The following is an 18,115-nucleotide window of genomic DNA, read 5'->3' as shown; positions in this document are numbered from 1 at the left end:
CTCTGCCTACGGCTGCCGGGGATCCGAACGCAGGCCGCTCACCGGGACCGGCCCCGGAGCGCCGTCCCCTCCGTGGGGCGGACCGGGGGGCGGCGAGGCCGGAGCCGGGCGGATGCCCGGGGCTCGTCCCGCACCGTCCTGCGGCGCGTCCCGGCCCGCCCGGCCGTCTCCCGTGCTCGCAGGACGCCCGCCTCCGCCGTCCGCGTCCTTGGCGCCTTTGGCGAGCCGGGCGGTGGCGAAGCCCGCCAGCGCCGCGCCCGCCAGGAACACGCCGGGGCGGCGGCGGGCGAAGTCCTGCAGATCGCTGAGCAGTCCGTCCGGCCCCCTGTCCTCCAGCCGGGACGCGGCCTGGTGCCCGCGGTCCGCCACCTGCTTCACCGCACCGACGGCGGAGGAGTCGCTGTCGGCGTTGCGACTCATGTCGTGCAGGTCGTCGGCCAACCGCCGTACGTGGTCCGCCAGACGCCGCGTCTGCAGGCGTGCCTGTTCCTCCAACTGGCTCCGCAGCTCGCCCACCACGTCCTGGGCCCGTGCCGTGGCCTCGCCCACCACGTCGGCTGCCTGTTCCCTGGCGGTTCCCGCCACGTCCCCGGTCTTGGCGGCCACCAGATCGGCGCCTTCACCGGCCTTGTCCCGTGCGGTCTGTGCCGTCGTTCCGTCATCCGGACGGCTCGAACTTTCGAAGTCGCTCAAAGCTCCTCCTAGGTCGGCCCGGCGGGGGAGGTGTCTCGTGTCGCCCCCTGGACATCTCCTCAATGGTTGCAAAGACGGAGAACATGCGCGATAGGGGACGAAAAGTGAAACCGTCCGGACGGCGCAACGGGTCGGGCGCACCGGAGCGAGGTCAGGGTCCTGCGCGTTCGGTACCTCGCTGACCTGCTGCTATCGACCGTCATGATCGTCGGCTCACCGGTCGACGGAGTCGAGGGCGTACGGCGGATCAGGGCTGCGATGGAACGGCTCGGGGCGCCCCACGCGGACGGCGCGGAACACGTCGAGGCGGTCCCGGCGACCTGGCCCGGCCGCGGTTCGGGCTCACCGCCGAGGCGTTCGACGCGCTCGGCGCGGGACTGGCCGCGATCTACCACAACGGGGCAGTCGTCAACGCCGTGTACCCGTACACGGCGCTGCGGGCGGCCAACGCGCTCGGCACCCGCGAACTCCTCGGCCTCGCCGCACGCCCCCGCACCCCGTTCCACCCCGTATCGACCATGTCGGCGTTCTCGGTGGCGCAGGGCGAACTCGGCACGGTCACCGAGGGCACCCCCACCGACGACCTGGACGGCGTCACGGACCGCTACTCGCAGAGCAAGTGGGCGGCCGACGCGCTGGTGGGGCAGGCCGCCGGGCGGGCCACGGTCCACCGGCCGGGCACGATCTCCTGGCACGTCCGGACCAGCGCCCCCAACCCCGAGGACGTGGTGGGCCGGACCACCGACGCCCGCACGCACAGCGACGTGATCCCCGCCGCCGAGCTGGAGCTCGACCCGACGCCTGGACCACGCCGCCGCCGCGATCGTCGCCCTGGGGCGCGAGGCGGAGCAGCGGGCGTGCGCCGTCCGGACGGCGCACGCCCAACCGATCAGTCCCACCGAGGAGATGGAGAACCCCATGCCCCAGCAGGGACGTCACCCGCTGTCGCTCACAGCGGTGACCGACGAGGAACTGTTCCGCCTGGACCCCGTGTTCAGGTCCATGATGAAGTCGAAGATCCACCGGGCCACGGTGACCCAGGCCGATCTGCACTACGCCGGCTCCGTCACCGTCAGCGCCGACCTCATGGAGGCGGCGAACCTCCTGCCCGGGGAGAAGGTGGACATCGTCGACATCGACCACGGGGCGAGGCTCACCACCTATGTGATCGAAGGGCCGCGCGACTCGGGGGTCATCGGCATCAACGGCGCGGCGGCCCGGCTGATCAGCCCGGGGGACCTCGTCATCCTCATCGCCTACGCGATGGTGGAGGAGCACGAGGCCGCCGGTTTCCGCCCCAGCGTGGTGTTCGTGGACTCCGCCAACGCCCCGGTGGCCTGCGGGCAGGACGCCACAGCGGTGCCGGACGGCTACGGCCTGGTGCCCGGCGACACCGTCGCCGCGGTCGCCGGCTGACCGGGCGGGGCGGGCGCGCCGGGCGTGCGCCGGCGCGCCCGCCCCGCCCGGAGGTCTTCCCCCGGCCCGGGAAGTGCCCCAGGATGGTCCCCCGCCCACGACGCGCGACCGGGCGTGGCGGGAGACGGGCCGGCACGCCCCGCTGTGGAAGGATTCCGGCAGCGGGCATGCCGGGCCGCCGCCCCGGAGACGGCGCCGCCGCGCGCGCGAGCCCCAGGACAGAGGAGACCCGTCATGGACTTCGGACTCGTCCTCCAGACCGACCCGCCCGCCTCGGCCGTCGTCGGCCTGATGCGCCGGGCCGAACGCAACGGGTTCCGCTACGGCTGGACCTTCGACTCGGCGGTGCTCTGGCAGGAGCCGTTCGTCATCTACAGCCGCATCCTGGAGCACACGGAGAAGCTGACCGTGGGTCCCATGGTCACCAACCCGGGCACCCGCGCCTGGGAGGTCACCGCCTCCACCTTCGCCACTCTGAACGACATGTACGGCAACCGCACCGTCTGCGGCATCGGGCGCGGCGACTCCGCGATGCGCGTCGCGGGCCGCCCGCCCAACACGCTGGCCCGCCTCGGCGAGTCCATCGACGTCATCCGGGACCTCGCGGAGGGCCGGGAGGCCACGGTCGGCGGGCAGCCGGTGCGGATCCCCTGGGTGAAGGACGGGCGGCTGCCGGTGTGGATGGCGGCGTACGGCCCCAAGGCCCTGGCGCTCGCCGGTCAGAAGGCCGACGGCTTCATCCTCCAGCTGGCGGACCCCTTCCTGACCGAGTGGATGATCAAGGCGGTACGGGAGGCGGCGGCCGACGCCGGACGGGATCCCGGCTCCGTCACGATCTGCGTCGCCGCCCCCGCCCACGTCGGGGACGACCTCGACCACGCCCGGGAGCAGTGCCGCTGGTTCGGCGGGATGGTCGGCAACCACGTGGCGGACCTGGTCGCCCGCTACGGCGAGCACTCCGGCCTGGTGCCCGAGGCGCTGACCGCCTACATCGCCGGACGCTCCGGCTACGACTACAGCCACCACGGGCGCACCGGCAATCCGGACACGGCGTTCGTCCCGGACGAGATCGTCGACCGGTTCTGCCTGCTCGGACCCGTCGAGGCGCACATCGAGAAGCTGCGCCACCTGAAGGACCTCGGCGTCGACCAGTTCGCCGTCTACGCCATGCACGACGCCCGTGAGGCGACCATCGACGCCTACGGGGCCGAGGTCATCCCGGCCCTCGGCGCCTGAGCCCGCCTCTTCCCCGCAGGGCGTCGCGCGAGCGTTCGGCGGTCCCCCGGGCGCTCGGCGTGCCGGCGTCGTCGTCAGCCCGCGCGAGCGTGCCACTCGTCACGGTGAGAGCGACGGCCGCCGCACCCGCGCGGCCCATCGGCTCCCGCTCACCCCGTCTCGTCACAGAAGCCCCGGTCAGGGGCCGCGAGCCCCGGCGACCGGCATGACCGGGCGTACGCCGCGAGGCGGGGCCCCGCCCGGCGTGTTCACGGAGGGTGAGGCTCGGCGGGGATTTCGGCCACCGTCCGTGGGCAGAGCTGCGGTGATCCCGCCCGGGGTCACGGACGTACGCACCACGAGGGAGAACCACCATGAACCTGTTCACGGGGACGACGAGGAGCAAGGGCGGACCGGGCGCCGGGAACCGCTTCCGGCCCGCCCTGAGAGCGCTCGCCGCCGTGGTGAGCGCCGCCGCGCTGACGGTCCCGGCCACCGCCGCGACCGCCGCCGCCCCCACCGCGATCCCGCCCGGCCTCTCCTGCGACACCGGCAAGCACGCGATCGACGACTACACGGGCTTCGCCCTCTGCCGCAACAACGGCGGCCGGACGCAGGTCTTCTGGGTCCACCTCGTCTGCGGCTGGTCGCCGGACGTCGACGGCGAGCACGTCACGCTCCGGCCCGGCGAGTCCGGCCAGTCCACCGCCCACTGCGGAAGCCTCGGCACCGGAATCGGCGAGATCCACGTCCGTCCGTGACGCCGGAGCCGTAAGCGCCTCCTCAGGACTGTTCCGCGATTCCCGGCGGGCGCGCGACGACGGCTGCGGCACCTCGCCGCGTTGTCGGAACATCCCCGTACGTCCGGTATGCGGATGCCCCTCCGCCTTGCGATGCACCGCATCCGACGCCGCGCGCCGATCCACCGGAAACGGCGGGACGGCCCTTGGAGCCGTGCCGTACCCACCGGCCGTATGCGCAACGGCCGGTGCGTGCCCAACGGTTGAGCGCGCCGCCTCCTCTCGTTACCCTCCAGTAAGTACGGGGGGCGCAGCCGGACGACCGGCCGGCCCCGCGACCCGAGGGAGGCGGCACGCCCATGTCCTCAGCGGAGCCCACCGAAGCGGAGCCCACCGGGCGGTCCGGCCCAGCCGTACGGGGCTCCGGCCGCGTTCCCGGCCGGGCCGTCCCGCCACCGCTCCCCGGACTCGCGGAGAGCGCCCGTCTGCTCGCCGAGGGAGCCACCACCTCCACCGCCCTGGTGGCCGACGCCCTCGCCCGCGCCGAGGCCACCCGGCCCACTCTCAACGCCTTCCGCCACCTGCGCGCCGAAGCGGCCCTGGCCGAGGCCGCCGAGGCCGACCGCAGGCTCGCGGCGGGGGCACGGCTGCCGCTCCTCGGCGTCCCGGTCGCCGTCAAGGACGACACCGACGTGGCGGGTCTGCCCACCCACTTCGGCTGCGACGGGGAGCGGCCCCCGGCCGCCGCCGACAGCGAGGCGGTCCGCCGGCTGCGCGCCGCCGGAGCCGTCGTCGTCGGCAAGACCAACTCCTGCGAACTGGGCCAGTGGCCCTTCACCGAGGGGCCCGGATTCGGCGCCACCCGCAACCCGTGGAACACCGCGCACACCCCGGGCGGCTCCTCCGGCGGGTCGGCCGCCGCCGTCGCCGCCGGGCTCGTCCCCGCCGCCCTCGGCTCGGACGGCGCCGGATCCGTCCGCATCCCCGCCGCCTGGACCCACCTCGTCGGCATCAAACCGCAGCGCGGGCGGATCTCGGTCCACCCGCACAGCGACTCCTTCCAGGGCCTCACGGTGAACGGCCCCCTCGCCCGTACGGTCGCGGACGCCGCGCTCCTGCTGGACGCCGCCGCCGGGCCGCACCCCGACGACTTCCACCGCCCGCCCGCCGTGCGCGCCGCCGACGCCGCCCGCCGCGAGCCCGGCCGGCTGCGCATCGCCCTCGCCTGGCGGCCCCCTCTCACCCTCACCGGCGCGGAACCCGACCCCGAGGTGCGCCGGGCGGTCACCGCGCTCGCCGAGACCCTGGCCCGGCTCGGCCACCACGTCGAGGAGGCCCGCCCCCGGTACGGGCTGATCGGCCTCGCCTTCGTGCCGCGCGCCACCGCGGGCATCGCCGAGTTCGCCGCCCGCCACCCCGAACCGGCGCTCCTCGACCCGCGCACCCGCAGCGCCCTGCGGACCGGCACCCGGCTCGGCGGCCGGGCGGTGCGGGCCGCCCGCGCCCGCGAGGTGCGCCAGCACCGCCGTATCGGGGCCCTCTTCGACGCGTCCGGGTTCGACGTGCTCCTCACCCCGACCACGGCTGCCCCGCCGCCGCGGATCGGCAGGTTCGACGGCCTGAGCGCCTGGCGCACCGACCTCGCGATGACCGCCGCCTGCCCCTACGCCTGGCCCTGGAACGTCCTCGGCTGGCCCGGCGTGAACGTCCCGGCCGGCTTCACCCGCTCCGGCCTCCCCGTCGGCGCCCAGCTGCTGGGCCCCTCCCGCGCCGAGGAGCGGCTGATCGCCCTCGCCGCCCAGCTGGAGGACGACCTGCGCTGGTACGAGCACCGGCCGCCGATCGCGTAACCCCGGGTGGCCGTGCCGTCACCGGCCCCCGTGCGGAGCGTGAAGCCGTGCGGGGGTCTTGTGGAGCCCGGCACGCCGAAGAGATATCTTGATGTCAAGCAATGTTGCAGACGTGGAGCGGAGCACCCGGTGACTGACTCGACCATCATCTATACGCACACCGACGAGGCCCCTGCCCTGGCGACCTACTCGTTCCTGCCCGTCGTCGAGGCGTACGCCTCGACCGCAGGCGTCACGGTCGAGCGCCGTGACATCTCCCTCGCGGGCCGGATCATCGCCAGTTTCCCGGAGCACCTCAAGGCCGAGCAGCGTATCGATGACGCACTCGCCGAGCTGGGCGAGCTGGCCAGGACGCCCGGCGCGAACATCATCAAGCTGCCGAACATCTCGGCGTCGATCCCGCAGCTCAAGGCCGCCATCGCCGAGCTCCAGGGACAGGGCTACGCGCTTCCGGACTACCCGGACGACCCGCGGACCGACGAGGACAAGGACGTCCGCGCCCGGTACGACAAGGTCAAGGGCAGCGCCGTGAACCCGGTGCTGCGCGAGGGCAACTCCGACCGCCGCGCCCCCGCCTCCGTCAAGAACTACGCCAAGGCCCACCCGCACCGCATGGGCGCCTGGTCGGCCGACTCGAAGACGAACGTCGCCACCATGGGCGTCGACGACTTCCGCTCCACCGAGAAGTCCGCGGTCATCGCCGAGGACGGCGCCCTCCGCATCGAGCTGCACGGCGACGACGGCGCCACCACCGTGCTCCGTGACTCCGTACCCGTCCTCAAGGGCGAGGTCGTCGACGCGGCCGTCATGCGCGTCGCCGCGCTGCGCGAGTTCTTCACCGCCCAGGTCGCCCGCGCCAAGGCCGAGAGCGTGCTGTTCTCCCTGCACCTCAAGGCCACCATGATGAAGGTCTCCGACCCCATCATCTTCGGCCACGCGGTCCGCGCCTTCTTCCCGAACACCTTCGCCAAGTACGGCGACCAGCTCGCCGCCGCCGGCCTCACCCCCAACGACGGCCTGGGCGGCATCCTCAAGGGCCTCGGCTCGCTGCCGGACGTCGGCGCCGAGATCCAGGCGTCCTTCGAGGCCGAGCTGGCCGAGGGCCCGGCCCTCGCCATGGTCGACTCCGACAAGGGCATCACCAACCTGCACGTCCCCAGCGACGTCATCGTCGACGCCTCCATGCCCGCCATGATCCGCACCTCGGGCCACATGTGGGGCCCGGACGGCAACGAGGCCGACACCATCGCCGTCCTCCCGGACAGCAGCTACGCCGGTGTCTACCAGGTCGTCATCGACGACTGCCGCGCCAACGGCGCCTTCGACCCGGCCACCATGGGCTCGGTGCCCAACGTCGGTCTGATGGCGCAGAAGGCCGAGGAGTACGGCAGCCACGACAAGACCTTCGAGATCCCCGCCACCGGCACCGTGCGCGTCGTCGACGCGAGCGGCGCGGTCGTGCTGGAGCAGGCCGTCGGCGCCGGCGACATCTTCCGGATGTGCCAGACCAAGGATGCGCCGATCCAGGACTGGGTCAAGCTCGCCGTCACCCGTGCCCGCGCCACCGGCGACCCGGCCGTCTTCTGGCTGGACGAGACCCGCGCGCACGACGCCAACCTGATCGCCAAGGTGAAGACGTACCTCGCCGACCACGACACCGACGGCCTGGACATCACCGTCAAGTCCCCGGTCGAGGCCACCGCCTTCTCCCTGGAGCGCATCCGCCGCGGCGAGGACACCATCTCCGTCACCGGCAACGTGCTGCGCGACTACCTCACGGACCTCTTCCCGATCCTGGAGCTCGGCACCAGCGCGAAGATGCTCTCCGTCGTCCCGCTGATGAACGGCGGCGGCCTCTTCGAGACCGGCGCGGGCGGCTCGGCCCCCAAGCACGTCCAGCAGCTCGTCAAGGAGAACTACCTCCGCTGGGACAGCCTGGGCGAGTTCCTGGCCCTCGCGGTCAGCTTCGAGCACCTGGCCACCACCACGGACAACGCGCGGGCCCAGGTCCTCGCGGACACCCTGGACCGGGCGACGGGCACCTTCCTCAACGAGGACAAGTCCCCGAGCCGCCGCCTCGGCGGCATCGACAACCGCGGCAGCCACTTCTACCTGGCCCTCTACTGGGCGCAGGAGCTGGCGCGGCAGACCGACGACGCCCAGCTCGCCGAGGCGTTCGCGCCGCTCGCCAAGACGCTGGCCGAGCAGGAGGAGACCATCGTCGCCGAGCTGATCGCGGTGCAGGGCTCCCCGGCCGAGATCGGCGGCTACTACCAGCCCGACCCGGCCAAGGCCGCCGAGATCATGCGTCCGTCCGCCACGTTCAACCAGGCGATCGCGTCGCTCGCCTGACGTGATGGTGAGGCGGACGCGTCCGCCTCACCGACCCTCCCCGCCCCGGCCGGCCCCCCGCCCGCCGGGGCGGGGCGCGTTCGGGGCCGTACGGGCGACAGGGGCAATCCGTGGGCCCCGCGGTGCCGAATAGAGGACTGTGAGGATCAACCGGACAACCCTGACCCGCAACGCTCTCGCCGCCCTGAGCGGACTTCTCGCGGGGTTCGCCGCCCTGGCCGTCGCCGAACTCGCCTCGGCGGCCGTCAGACCCGGGACGGGCCCCCTGACGGCGGTCGGCGGGGCGGCCATCGACCGGACGCCCGTCCAGGTGAAGGACTGGGCGATCCGCACCTTCGGGGAGAACGACAAAGCCGTCCTCCAACTCGGCATCGCCGCCACGCTCGCCCTCCTCGCCGTCGCCGTCGGCCTGCTGGCCCTGCGCCACCGGCGTACCGGCTCCGCCGCCGTCCTGGTCCTCGGCGCGGTCGGCACGGCCGCCGCCGTCGGCCGCCCGGACTCCACGGGCCCCGTGGACGGGTTGCCGTCACTGGTGGGCGCCGTCGCCGGGTCCGTGCTGCTGTACGTCCTCGCCGGCAGGCTCACCACCCCGCGCGGTGTGACCACCGGCCCGGCGGGCGAGGAGAGCGGCTGGGACCGGCGCGGGTTCCTCATCGCCGCCACCGCCGCGGCCGCCGCCTCCACGGCGGCGGGGGCCGTCGGCCGGACGCTCGACGGGCGCGGCGCCCAGGACGCCGTCGCCTCCCGCGACGCCGTACGACTACCCGCCCCGGCCTCGCCCGCCGAGCCGATCCCCGCCGGAGCGCGGCTCGGAGTCCGGGGCATCAGCCCGTTCACCACGCCGAACAAGGACTTCTACCGGGTCGACACCGCGCTCGTGGTCCCCAAGGTCGACGCGAACACCTGGCGGCTGCGCATCCACGGCACGGGCGTGCGCCGCGACCTGGAGTTCACCTATCAGGACCTGCTGGACCGCCCCCTGATCGAACGCGAGATCACCCTGTGCTGCGTCTCCAACGAGGTCGGCGGCCCCTACGTCGGCCACGCCCGGTGGATCGGCGTCCGCCTGGCGGACCTGCTCAAGGAGGCGGGCGTCAAGCCGCCGTCCCGAGGCGGGAAGGCGGACCAGGTCATCGCCCGCTCGGTGGACGGCATGACGCTCGGCACCCCCGTGGAGGACGTCATGGACGGCCGCGACGCGATGCTCGCCCTCGGCATGAACGGCGAACCGCTGCCCTTCGTCCACGGGTTCCCCGTCCGCATGCTCGTCCCCGGCCTGTACGGGTACGTCTCGGCCTGCAAGTGGATCGAGGAGATCGAACTGACCACGTTCGACGGCTACGACGCGTACTGGGTGAAGCGGTCGTGGGCGCGCGAGGCCCCGGTCAAGACCCAGTCCCGCATCGACACCCCCAAGCCCTTCGCCCGCCCGCGGGCCGGGACGGTCATGGTCGCCGGAGTGGCCTGGGCCCAGCACCGGGGCGTGGAGAAGGTCGAGGTCCGGGTGGACGACGGCCCCTGGCGACCGGCGCAGCTGGCCGACCGGGCCACCGTCGACACCTGGCGCCAGTGGTCCTACCCGTGGAAGGCGACCCCCGGCAGCCACACCCTCACCGTCCGCGCCACGGACGGGACGGGCGAGACGCAGACCGGGAAGCGCACCGGGACCGTACCGGACGGGGCGAGCGGCCGGCACTCCGTGGTCGTCACGGTGGAGTGAGACGGGGCCCGCGGGACGGCGCGGGGCGTCGTCCCGGGCGGGAACCCGGGAGCGGCGGCCCCGTGCCGGACGTCACGGCCCGAAGACCCGCCTCAGCGCCGCCGCCAACGCGCCCACGACCGGCGGACGGAGGCACGCGGCCAGGTGGCCGTCCGGCCGCACCAGGAACGCCGCGCCCTCCCCGGCCCCGTACGCGCGAGCGAACTCGCCCCGGCCGTCGTGGTGACGAGGAACCCCCGTCACTTCGTCCGGGGCGTCGGCGGGCAGGATCCAGTGGGTCGCGACCCGGCCCCCGCTCGCCTCCCGCGCGGCGGCGGCGAGGTCGCGGGGCGCGTCTCCGGCCGGGTGGCGCCCGTACCCGAGCAGCATGTGGCCCCGCCCGCGCATCAGGTCGAACAGCCGTTGCGGGTACGCGGCGACGTCCCCGGTGAGGCCGCCGCAGTCCGGGGCCCGGTCGCCCGGCCGGGGGCCGCCGCCGTCGTCCCGGGGCAAGGGTGCGACCAGCGGGCTGTCCCGGTAGGAGACGAGCAGTTGGGCCTCGCGCAGCAGCAGCGTCCCCGGGTCCTCCGGGTCGGCCTGGACGCCTTCGGCGGCGTGCCGGACGGTTCGCCGGACGACCTCCTCGCCCACCGGGCGGCGCTCGGCGTCGTAACTCGCGAGCACCCGCGGCCCCGCGGCGCCTCCGACGGCCAGCGCGAGCTTCCACGCCAGGTTCGCGGCGTCCTGGACCCCGGTGTTCATGCCCTGGGCGCCGGTCGGCGGGTGGATGTGCGCCGCGTCCCCGGCGACGAACACCCGGCCCTCCCCGTACCGGTCCACCAGCCGGTGGCTGATCCCGAACACCGAGGACCAGCGCAGCGCGGACGCGGTGGCCGGCTCCGGCGCCAGCCGGTCCAACACCCTCTGGACGTCGGCGAGGCCGGGGGCCGCACCTCCTTCGAGCCCGTGCGCCACCCCGTCGCCGCCCGCCGGCCCGACCGCCTCCGCCCGCCGCGCGGCGGACAGCTCCGGCGGCGCCGGCATCGACATCCGGTAGCGGCCCCTCCCCGGCAGCGGGACGCAGACCAGCAGGTCGTCGACCGCGCCGCCCGCGCCCAGGCGCATCGACCGCACCCCGTATCCGGACGGCAGCGCCCAGTCCACCTCCACATCGGCGAGCATGTACTCCTCGGGGAACGCACCGCCTTCGAACGAGAGTCCGAGGCCCTTGCGGACGGTGCTGTGCGCCCCGTCGCACCCCACCAGGTACCGGGACCGCACCTCCTCCTCGGCCCCGGACGCGGTGGTGAGCCGGCTGGTCACCCCGGCGGCGTCCCGGGCGAACGCCACCAGCGCGGTGGAGCGCTCGATCCCGGTGCCGTAACGCCCGAGGAACTCCTCCAGGAGGCGTTCCGTCTCGTACTGCGGCAGGGCCGCGAAGCCGTAAGGCACCTCCGGCGGCAGCACGAGCTCCACCCGCCCGCGTTCGGCCCCGTCGACGTACGTCACCTGGCCGCGCATCGGGACCGCCGCGTCCAGCACCTCCCGCACCAGGCCCATGCGGTCGAAGAGCTCCAGGGTGCGCGGCTGGATCCCCACCGCCCTGGCGTACGGCAGCCGGGCCGGGAGCCGGTCCACGATCCGGCACGCCACCCCCGCCCGCCGCAGCTCCCCGGCGAGCGTCAGGCCGACCGGGCCCGCGCCCACCACCAGGACGTCGGTCGATTCGCTGCGGGCCATCGGGGCCTCCCGCCGTGGGCCCCCCGGGTACGGTCCCCCCATGGTCCCGCCCGCAGCGGACCGCGGCATCCGGACCCCGGCGTTCAGCCCTCGGCAGACGTCGGCGGCCGGGTCATCGCCCACCGGATCGTCCTGGTCAGGGCCTTCCCCGCGGGCCGTACGCAGATCTCCTCCACTCCCGGCGCCCGGGGCAGCCGCAGCGGCGCCCTGGCCCACGGCGGCAGCGTGGACACGGCGTTGGCGGCGAGCACCGCGTACGGAGGACGGGCCGGCCAGGGCAGCGGCGGGCGCAACAGGATGAAGCGGGCCGCGTCCAGCGCCTCACGGGTCGCGCGCAGCTCCGGCCGGTAGGCGGCGATCCGGGCGGCCAGCTCCGCGCGATCGTGCGGCGGGTCGGGGACGCCGAGCGCGCGGGCGACCGTCGCCATGTCGTGGATGTAGCCGTCGCACCCCGCGCCGTCCAACGGCCGCGCTCCGTACCGCTGATGGGCGCGCAGGAAACTGTCCACCTCCGCGATGTGCACCCAGCACAGCAGGTGCGGGTCGGCCGCGTGGTACGGCTCACCGGAGGACGAGAACCCGCGGACCCCCTCGTGTACGGCCCGTACCCGGTCCACCGCCTCCCGCGCGTGGTCGGCCGTGCCGAAGGTGGTGACGGCCAGGAACGTGCTGGTCCGCTGGAGCCGCCCCCACGGGTCGCCCCGGAACCCCGAGTGCCCCGCGACGGCGGCCATGGCGAGGGGGTGCAGCGACTGCAGGAGCAGGGCCCGCAGCCCTCCGATGAACATGGACGCGTCCCCGTGGACCCGGCGCACCGGCCGGTCCGGGCCGAACCACCGGGGGCCGGGGGTGTCGTGGATGCGGGCCCGGTTCTCCGGCCCGGACGGCCCCGCCACCCGGGCGAACAGGCTTCTTCCGAGCCGTTCCCGCAGTCCGGAGCCCGCTGCCTCGTCCATGCGTCCCAGTATGCCGTGGAGCCGCCGCACGGACCCGGCCCCGCTACGGCACCCGGGCGGTCCACTCCGGTGCGGCGAACTTCGTCCGTACCAACTCCTCGGCGCGCGCCAGCTCCGCGGGCGTCACGCCGCCGTCGGTCAGCCCGTGACGCCGACGGAACGAGTCGATCATGCGCTCGATCACGGCCTGGCGGGGCAGCCCGGTCTGCCGCCGCAGCGGATCGACACGCTTCTTGGCCGACCGGGTGCCCTTGTCCGACATCTTCTCCTTGCCGATGCGGAGCACCTCCAGCATCTTGTCGGCGTCGATGTCGTACGCCATCGTCACGTGGTGCAGGACGGCCCCGGGCCCGCCGTCCGGCCCCACCACCCGCTTCTGCGCCGCCCCGGCGATCTTGCCGACCTCGGTGGCGATGTCGTTGAGCGGCTGGTACCAGGCCTTGATCCCCATGTCCGCGAGGGCTTCCAGCACCCAGTCGTCCAGGTAGGCGTAGCTGTCGGCGAACGACAGCCCGGAGACCAGCGACTGCGGGACGGCCAGCGAGTAGGTGATGGTGGAGCTGGGTTCCGCGAACATGGCGCCGCCGCCGGAGATCCGACGTACCACGTGCACGCCGTGCCGCTCGACCCCCGCCGGGTCCACCTCGTTGCGCAGCGACTGGAAGCTGCCGATGATCACGGCGGGGGAGTCCCACTCCCAGACCCGCAGCGTCGGCGGTCGCAGCCCCGCCGCGACCTCGGCGGTGATGACCTCGTCGAGCGCCATGTGCAGCGCGGGCGACTGCGGGGCGTCGTGGATCAGCTGCCAGTCGTAGTCGCTCCACTCCGTGGCCTGTGCGAGCGCCCGGCGCACGGCGACGGCGACGCCCTCCGCGCTCAGCCCGAGCATCACCGTGGAGTCGGGCAGCGCCGCCTCGATCCGGGCCGCGAGCCCGGCCGTGTCGGTGGTGGCGGGGGCGCCCTCCAACGCCGCGTCGATCGCGAGGATGGCCTCGTCGGGTTCGAGGAAGAAGTCCCCGGCGACGCGGACGTTCCGCAGCGCCCCGCCCTCCACGTCCAGGTCCACCACGACCAGCTTGCCGCCGGGAACCTTGTACTCACCGTGCACCGCGCCGCCTCCAGCTCCTGTGGTCCGCCGCCGGGGCCCGGCTCGACGGACGAGCCGGACGCCACCGGATACAACGGGTACAACGCGCGTCCCGGCGGGGATCATCCCCGGCCCGCCGCTTTCGGAGGGCTCGGCGACGGGGCCCGCGGCAGCCGGCCCGGCAGGCGCGCGGTCCCCGGCCTCGACGCCGCGGTGAAGGCCGTACGCCGGGCGGGGGTCTTCCTCGCCCCGGGCGGGGGTGTGGAGAAGGACGCGCCGCCCCGGCCGCGGCGGGACGTCCTCGACGCACACCCCGCCGGCCCCTCTCGCGCCGTCGAGGCCGGGGGTCGGGGGCGGGGGCCGTGCTCGGCGGGCCGGACCCGCCGGGCCGACCGGGACGGGTCAGCGGCGGGACTCGTGCTCCCGGATGACGCCGAGACCGTGTCCGAGGCTCGGGCACTCGGCGGTCAGGTCCGCTCCGCGCACCAGGTAGTCGTGGACCCGGCCGTCGGCCGGCCGTTCGACCGCACGGTACTGCGTGCCGTTCACGGTGATCGTCCAGTCGTCGCCGTCCTGGGCCCACCCGACTGTCTTCTTCATAGGGCGTCGTCCGTTTCCTCGAATCGGCCTGCCGCGGGTCGGCGGCCGTGTAGTGGCAAGAAGAACGGCTTGTGGCGCTCGGTGGTTCCGCACTCCCTACGCCATTCGGTTACATCTGGGTCACCGTCACCGCACAGTCGAGACGGCCGACCTGACCGGAGGTCAGGAACCGTGTGACGGAAAGCCGAACGGGCGGGGAACGGGCGGAGAGCCACCCTTCGGACGAGCGGGAGACGTGCGCGCCCCGGCCGCCCCGCCGTCCGGGCGCACGGGCGGGAGGCGGGCGTCCGCCCCGTTCGTCCATCGGACCGGACCGCCGGACTCCCCGGCCGCGCTCCGCCGGGCGAGGAGGGCGACCCCGTCAACTCGGTTGCCCGGTAAGCGAAGTAGCCTCTGCGACACGGTGGGCCACCCGTCGCCCGCACCCTCGGAGTTAGGTTAGCCTAACCGGCACATCCCCGGTGGTGGATCCTTTCGCCTCCGGTGTCGCCCTGGGCGCGCGGACCTCACTGCGGTACGACCCGCCCGCACTACGACCGAAGGTCTTCGCCATGCCGCCTGCCCCGCCCCCGCTCCCCGGTGCGCCCGTCGTGGAGCGTGGGGTGTGAGCGCCGGTACGCCGTCGATGCCGGGCGCGGCAGGCGCACGGGGAGGGCAGGTCGCGGGCGGTGCGCACGGGCCGGAGCGTCTGCGGGCCCTCACCGCGATCGTCCTGGACGCGCTGGAGGCCGCCGCCCCGGCCCGGGGCGGGCCGCTGCCCGCCGGGGGGCCCGAGGCCGTGGCCCGTCGCACGCGCGCCCTGTGCGCTCCGGTCCTGCCCGAGGAGGGCGTCGGCGCCGAGGCCGCGCTCACGGACGTGGTCCGCGCCGCGGCGGAAGGGGCGGCCGACCCGGCCGACCCCGCCTGTGTCGCCCATCTGCACTGCCCGCCGCTGGCCGTGGCCGTCGCCGCGGACCTGGCGGGGACGGCCCTGAACCCCTCCCTGGACTCCTGGGACCAGGCGCCCGCGGCCGGGGTGATCGAGGAGCTGACCACGGCCGCCCTGGCCCGGCTCGTCCACCCCGCCGCCCCCGCCCCGGACGCGCTCATCACCAGCGGCGGCACCGAGTCCAACCTGGTCGCGCTGCTCATCGCCCGGGAACGGGCGGCCCCCGGCGCCCTCCGGGTGGTGACCGGCGCCAACGCCCACCACAGCGTCCACCGAGCCGCCTGGATGCTCGGCCTGCCCGCCCCGGCCGTCGTCGCCTGCCGCGGGGGCCGGATCGACCCGGCCGCCCTGGACCACGTCCTGGCCGGCCTGTCCGGAGCTCCCCTCCTGGTCGTCGCCACCGCCGGCACCACCGACGAGGGGCGCATCGACCCGCTCGCGGAGATCGCCCGGATCGCCGGGCGGCACGGCGCCCGGTTCCACGTCGACGCCGCGTACGGGGGGCCGCTGCTGTTCAGCGAGCGCCTGGCCCCGCGGCTCGCGGGGCTGGAGCGCGCCGACTCCGTCACGTTCGACCTGCACAAACTCGGCTGGCAGCCGGTCGCCGCCGGGGTGCTGACCGTCGCGGACGCCGCGACGCTCGCGCCGCTGTCCCTGCGCACCGGCTACCTCAACGCCGACGACGACACCGAGGCCGGACTCCCGGACCTGCTGGGCCGTTCGATCCGCACCACCCGACGCCCCGACGCCCTGAAGATGGCCGTCACGTTCCGGGCGCTCGGACGCCGGGGGCTCGCCGCTCTGGTGGAGCACTGCGTCCGCACGGCCCACGAGTTCGGCCGGGCCGTCGACGAACACCCCGCGCTGCGCCGCCGCCCCGGGGACATCGGGATCAGCACCGTGTTGTTCCGCCCCGCCGCGGCCGACGCGCTGCCCGACGAGGCGGGCGACGCCGTGGTCGCCGCCGTCCGCCGCGCCCTCCTCGCCGAGGGGCGCGCCGTCCTCGGCCGCGCGGTCGCGGAGGACGGGGACGGCCGCAGCCGGCTGTGGCTGAAGGCCACCCTCCTGCACCCGGACGCCGCGACCGCCGATCTGCTGCCGCTCCTGAACCTCGTCACGGCGGCGACCCGTGCCGTGACCGACGCCCCGGCGGACCGGGCGGCGAACGGGACTCCGGCGGACCGTGCCGGGGGAGGGGGCCGGGCGGAACCTGTCGCGGGCGGCGCCGCGACGGCCCGCCGCGCGAGCGAAGCACCGGCAGCCGAAGGCGCCGGAGCCCCCGCGCCGGAAAGGCTGTCGCCATGACGTCGACGATGCGCAGGGCCTGCCGGGGACGAGCCCCCGCCACCCCGGCGCCCCTTGCGGGAGGAGCCCGATGACACCCGGACCGCGCACGCCGCCCCTCGACCTGCTGGGGGTGGGCGCAGGGCCCTTCAACCTCTCGCTCGCCGCGCTGGCCGACGGCGTACCGGGGCTGCGCACCGCCTTCCACGAGCAGAGCCCCGCCTTCCGCTGGCACCCGGGGCTCCTCATCGAGGGAGCGACCCTCCAAGTTCCCTTCCTCGCCGACCTGGTGAGCCTGGTCGAGCCCACCAGCCCCTGGTCCTACCTCAATTACGTCAAGATCCGCCGCAGACTGTTCCCCTTCTACTTCGCCGAGCGCTTCCACATCCACCGCGCGGAGTTCGACGACTATCTGCGGTGGGCGAGCACCGAACTCCCCTCCGTCCGCTTCGGCCACCGGGTCGACACCGTGGCCTGGGACGCGGAACAGGGCGTTTTCTCCGTGGAGTTCACCCGGACGGGCCCGGACGGGGAGACGCCGGAGGCCGGACTCGCCCGGACCCGCAACCTCGCGCTCGGTGTCGGTACGTCTCCCCATGTGCCCGATCGGCTCAAGGCCCTGGCCGAGGACCCGGCCGCCCTCGTGCTGCACTCGGCGGACTACCTCCCCCAGCGGGACCGGCTGCTGGCCGCCCGCCACATCACCGTGGTCGGCTCGGGCCAGTCCGGCGCCGAAGTCCTGCTGGACCTGCTCCGCTCCCGGCCGGAGGGGGCGGAGGGGCTGACCTGGCTGGCCCGCACGCCGGCCTTCGCGCCCATGGAGTACAGCAAGATCGGCCTGGAGCAGTTCACCCCCGACTACACCCGCTACTTCCACGGGCTTCCGCAGGCCACCCGGGACCGGCTGCTGCCCCGGCAGTGGCAGTTGTACAAGGGCGTCAGCGGGGAGACGCTCGGGGACATACACGACGAGCTGTACCGGCGCAGCCTCGGCGGCGGCTGGCCCGACGTGGCGCTCACCCCCGGCATCGAGGTCACCGGCGCCACGACCACGGCGGAGGGGCGCACGGAGCTGTGCGTCGAGCACGGCCAGCAGGGGACGCGCGGTCGGCTCGTCACCGACGCGGTCGTCCTCGCCACCGGTTACCGGGAGCGCCCCGTAGACACGCTGCTCGCCGCGCTCGACCCGTACATCGTCCGCGACGACGCCGGCCGACCGCAGATCGACGCGGCCCAACGGCTCGTCCTGGCACCGGAGGTCACCGGTTCCGTCTTCGTGCAGAACGCCGAACGGCACACGCACGGCGTCGGCACACCCGATCTGGGCCTGGCCGCCTGGCGGTCCGCCGTCATCGTCAACACGCTGACGGGCAAGGAGTTCTACCCCCTGCCCGAGCGCACGGCGTTCACCACCTTCGGCCTCGGGGCTCAGGACGGTGAGGGCCGGGGCGGCCGGAGCACCGCGTCGGGGCAGGCCGAGGAACGGCGGTAGGGCCGAAGGACGACACCGGGGGCGAAGTGCGGCGGTGGCGATACGGCTCCGGGCCGCGCGGTG

At 74.7% G+C, this 18,115-nt stretch carries 13 protein-coding genes and 1 pseudogene; 9 read left to right on the top strand and 5 right to left on the bottom strand.

Going from position 1 to position 18,115, the window contains the following annotated elements:
• Positions 1-6: 6 nt before the first annotated feature.
• Complete coding sequence (locus tag AMK24_RS08680; protein WP_073766796.1) at positions 7-693, bottom strand: hypothetical protein; 687 nt, start codon at positions 691-693, stop codon at positions 7-9.
• Positions 694-884: 191 nt separating this feature from the next.
• Here AMK24_RS08680 and AMK24_RS35395 point away from each other — a divergent pair.
• From AMK24_RS35395 to AMK24_RS08645, 7 genes and pseudogenes are all read left to right on the top strand, one after another.
• A pseudogene (locus AMK24_RS35395) lies at positions 885-1,409 on the top strand (SDR family oxidoreductase); the annotation flags it as partial.
• Between the two features lie 274 nt (positions 1,410-1,683).
• Positions 1,684-2,109 carry an aspartate 1-decarboxylase gene (gene panD / locus AMK24_RS08670; protein ID WP_073768683.1) on the top strand — a complete coding sequence of 142 codons (426 nt, stop codon included), beginning with the start codon at positions 1,684-1,686 and terminating at the stop codon, positions 2,107-2,109.
• Between the two features lie 234 nt (positions 2,110-2,343).
• A complete protein-coding gene (locus tag AMK24_RS08665; protein ID WP_073766794.1) occupies positions 2,344-3,345 on the top strand; it encodes a TIGR03842 family LLM class F420-dependent oxidoreductase in 1,002 nt (333 codons plus the stop codon).
• Between the two features lie 353 nt (positions 3,346-3,698).
• Positions 3,699-4,085: a hypothetical protein gene (locus AMK24_RS08660; protein WP_107427369.1), complete on the top strand. Its 387-nt coding sequence runs from the start codon at positions 3,699-3,701 to the stop codon at positions 4,083-4,085.
• A gap of 338 nt (positions 4,086-4,423) precedes the next feature.
• Positions 4,424-5,914, top strand: a complete 1,491-nt coding sequence (locus AMK24_RS08655) for an amidase (RefSeq protein WP_073766792.1) — start codon at positions 4,424-4,426, stop codon at positions 5,912-5,914.
• Between the two features lie 129 nt (positions 5,915-6,043).
• Positions 6,044-8,266: an NADP-dependent isocitrate dehydrogenase gene (locus AMK24_RS08650; protein WP_073766790.1), complete on the top strand. Its 2,223-nt coding sequence runs from the start codon at positions 6,044-6,046 to the stop codon at positions 8,264-8,266.
• Positions 8,267-8,405: 139 nt separating this feature from the next.
• The gene (locus AMK24_RS08645; RefSeq protein ID WP_073766788.1) at positions 8,406-9,986 is read left to right on the top strand and encodes a molybdopterin-dependent oxidoreductase; all 1,581 of its coding nucleotides are present in this window, start codon (positions 8,406-8,408) and stop codon (positions 9,984-9,986) included.
• A 72-nt stretch (positions 9,987-10,058) separates the two neighbouring features.
• Here the strand turns inward: AMK24_RS08645 and AMK24_RS08640 are convergent, their stop codons facing one another.
• The 4 genes from AMK24_RS08640 to AMK24_RS08625 all read right to left on the bottom strand — a co-directional run bounded on the left by AMK24_RS08640 (position 10,059) and on the right by AMK24_RS08625 (position 14,348).
• Positions 10,059-11,705, bottom strand: coding sequence for an FAD-dependent monooxygenase (locus tag AMK24_RS08640; RefSeq protein WP_073768679.1), 1,647 nt, complete (start codon positions 11,703-11,705; stop codon positions 10,059-10,061).
• Between the two features lie 83 nt (positions 11,706-11,788).
• Positions 11,789-12,661: an oxygenase MpaB family protein gene (locus AMK24_RS08635; RefSeq protein ID WP_073768677.1), complete on the bottom strand. Its 873-nt coding sequence runs from the start codon at positions 12,659-12,661 to the stop codon at positions 11,789-11,791.
• A gap of 43 nt (positions 12,662-12,704) precedes the next feature.
• The gene (locus AMK24_RS08630; protein ID WP_073766786.1) at positions 12,705-13,769 is read right to left on the bottom strand and encodes a lipoate--protein ligase family protein; all 1,065 of its coding nucleotides are present in this window, start codon (positions 13,767-13,769) and stop codon (positions 12,705-12,707) included.
• Positions 13,770-14,150: 381 nt separating this feature from the next.
• Positions 14,151-14,348, bottom strand: a complete 198-nt coding sequence (locus tag AMK24_RS08625) for a hypothetical protein (protein WP_073766784.1) — start codon at positions 14,346-14,348, stop codon at positions 14,151-14,153.
• Between the two features lie 625 nt (positions 14,349-14,973).
• Between AMK24_RS08625 and AMK24_RS08620 the strand changes: the two genes are divergently transcribed.
• Both AMK24_RS08620 and AMK24_RS08615 read left to right on the top strand, forming a co-directional pair.
• On the top strand, positions 14,974-16,581 hold the full coding sequence (locus AMK24_RS08620) for a pyridoxal phosphate-dependent decarboxylase family protein (protein WP_073766782.1): 1,608 nt from the start codon (positions 14,974-14,976) through the stop codon (positions 16,579-16,581).
• Between the two features lie 70 nt (positions 16,582-16,651).
• Positions 16,652-18,052 carry a lysine N(6)-hydroxylase/L-ornithine N(5)-oxygenase family protein gene (locus tag AMK24_RS08615; RefSeq protein WP_073766780.1) on the top strand — a complete coding sequence of 467 codons (1,401 nt, stop codon included), beginning with the start codon at positions 16,652-16,654 and terminating at the stop codon, positions 18,050-18,052.
• Positions 18,053-18,115: the final 63 nt, after the last annotated feature.

It is taken from the genome of Streptomyces sp. CB02366 (assembly GCF_001905905.1).
Lineage (GTDB): Bacteria > Actinomycetota > Actinomycetes > Streptomycetales > Streptomycetaceae > Streptomyces.
Note: the sequence above shows the minus strand (reverse complement) of the source record. Positions and strands in the feature narration are given on the sequence as shown.

Bases quoted from the DNA above. Each gene is read 5' to 3' on its own strand.
- AMK24_RS08665 (WP_073766794.1), top strand. From the start codon at position 2,344: ATGGACTTCGGACTCGTCCTCCAGACCGACCCGCCCGCCTCGGCCGTC.
- AMK24_RS08660 (WP_107427369.1), top strand. From the start codon at position 3,699: ATGAACCTGTTCACGGGGACGACGAGGAGCAAGGGCGGACCGGGCGCC.
- AMK24_RS08655 (WP_073766792.1), top strand. From the start codon at position 4,424: ATGTCCTCAGCGGAGCCCACCGAAGCGGAGCCCACCGGGCGGTCCGGC.
- AMK24_RS08640 (WP_073768679.1), bottom strand. From the start codon at position 11,705: ATGGCCCGCAGCGAATCGACCGACGTCCTGGTGGTGGGCGCGGGCCCG.
- AMK24_RS08635 (WP_073768677.1), bottom strand. From the start codon at position 12,661: ATGGACGAGGCAGCGGGCTCCGGACTGCGGGAACGGCTCGGAAGAAGC.
- AMK24_RS08625 (WP_073766784.1), bottom strand. From the start codon at position 14,348: ATGAAGAAGACAGTCGGGTGGGCCCAGGACGGCGACGACTGGACGATC.
- AMK24_RS08620 (WP_073766782.1), top strand. From the start codon at position 14,974: ATGCCGGGCGCGGCAGGCGCACGGGGAGGGCAGGTCGCGGGCGGTGCG.
- AMK24_RS08615 (WP_073766780.1), top strand. From the start codon at position 16,652: ATGACACCCGGACCGCGCACGCCGCCCCTCGACCTGCTGGGGGTGGGC.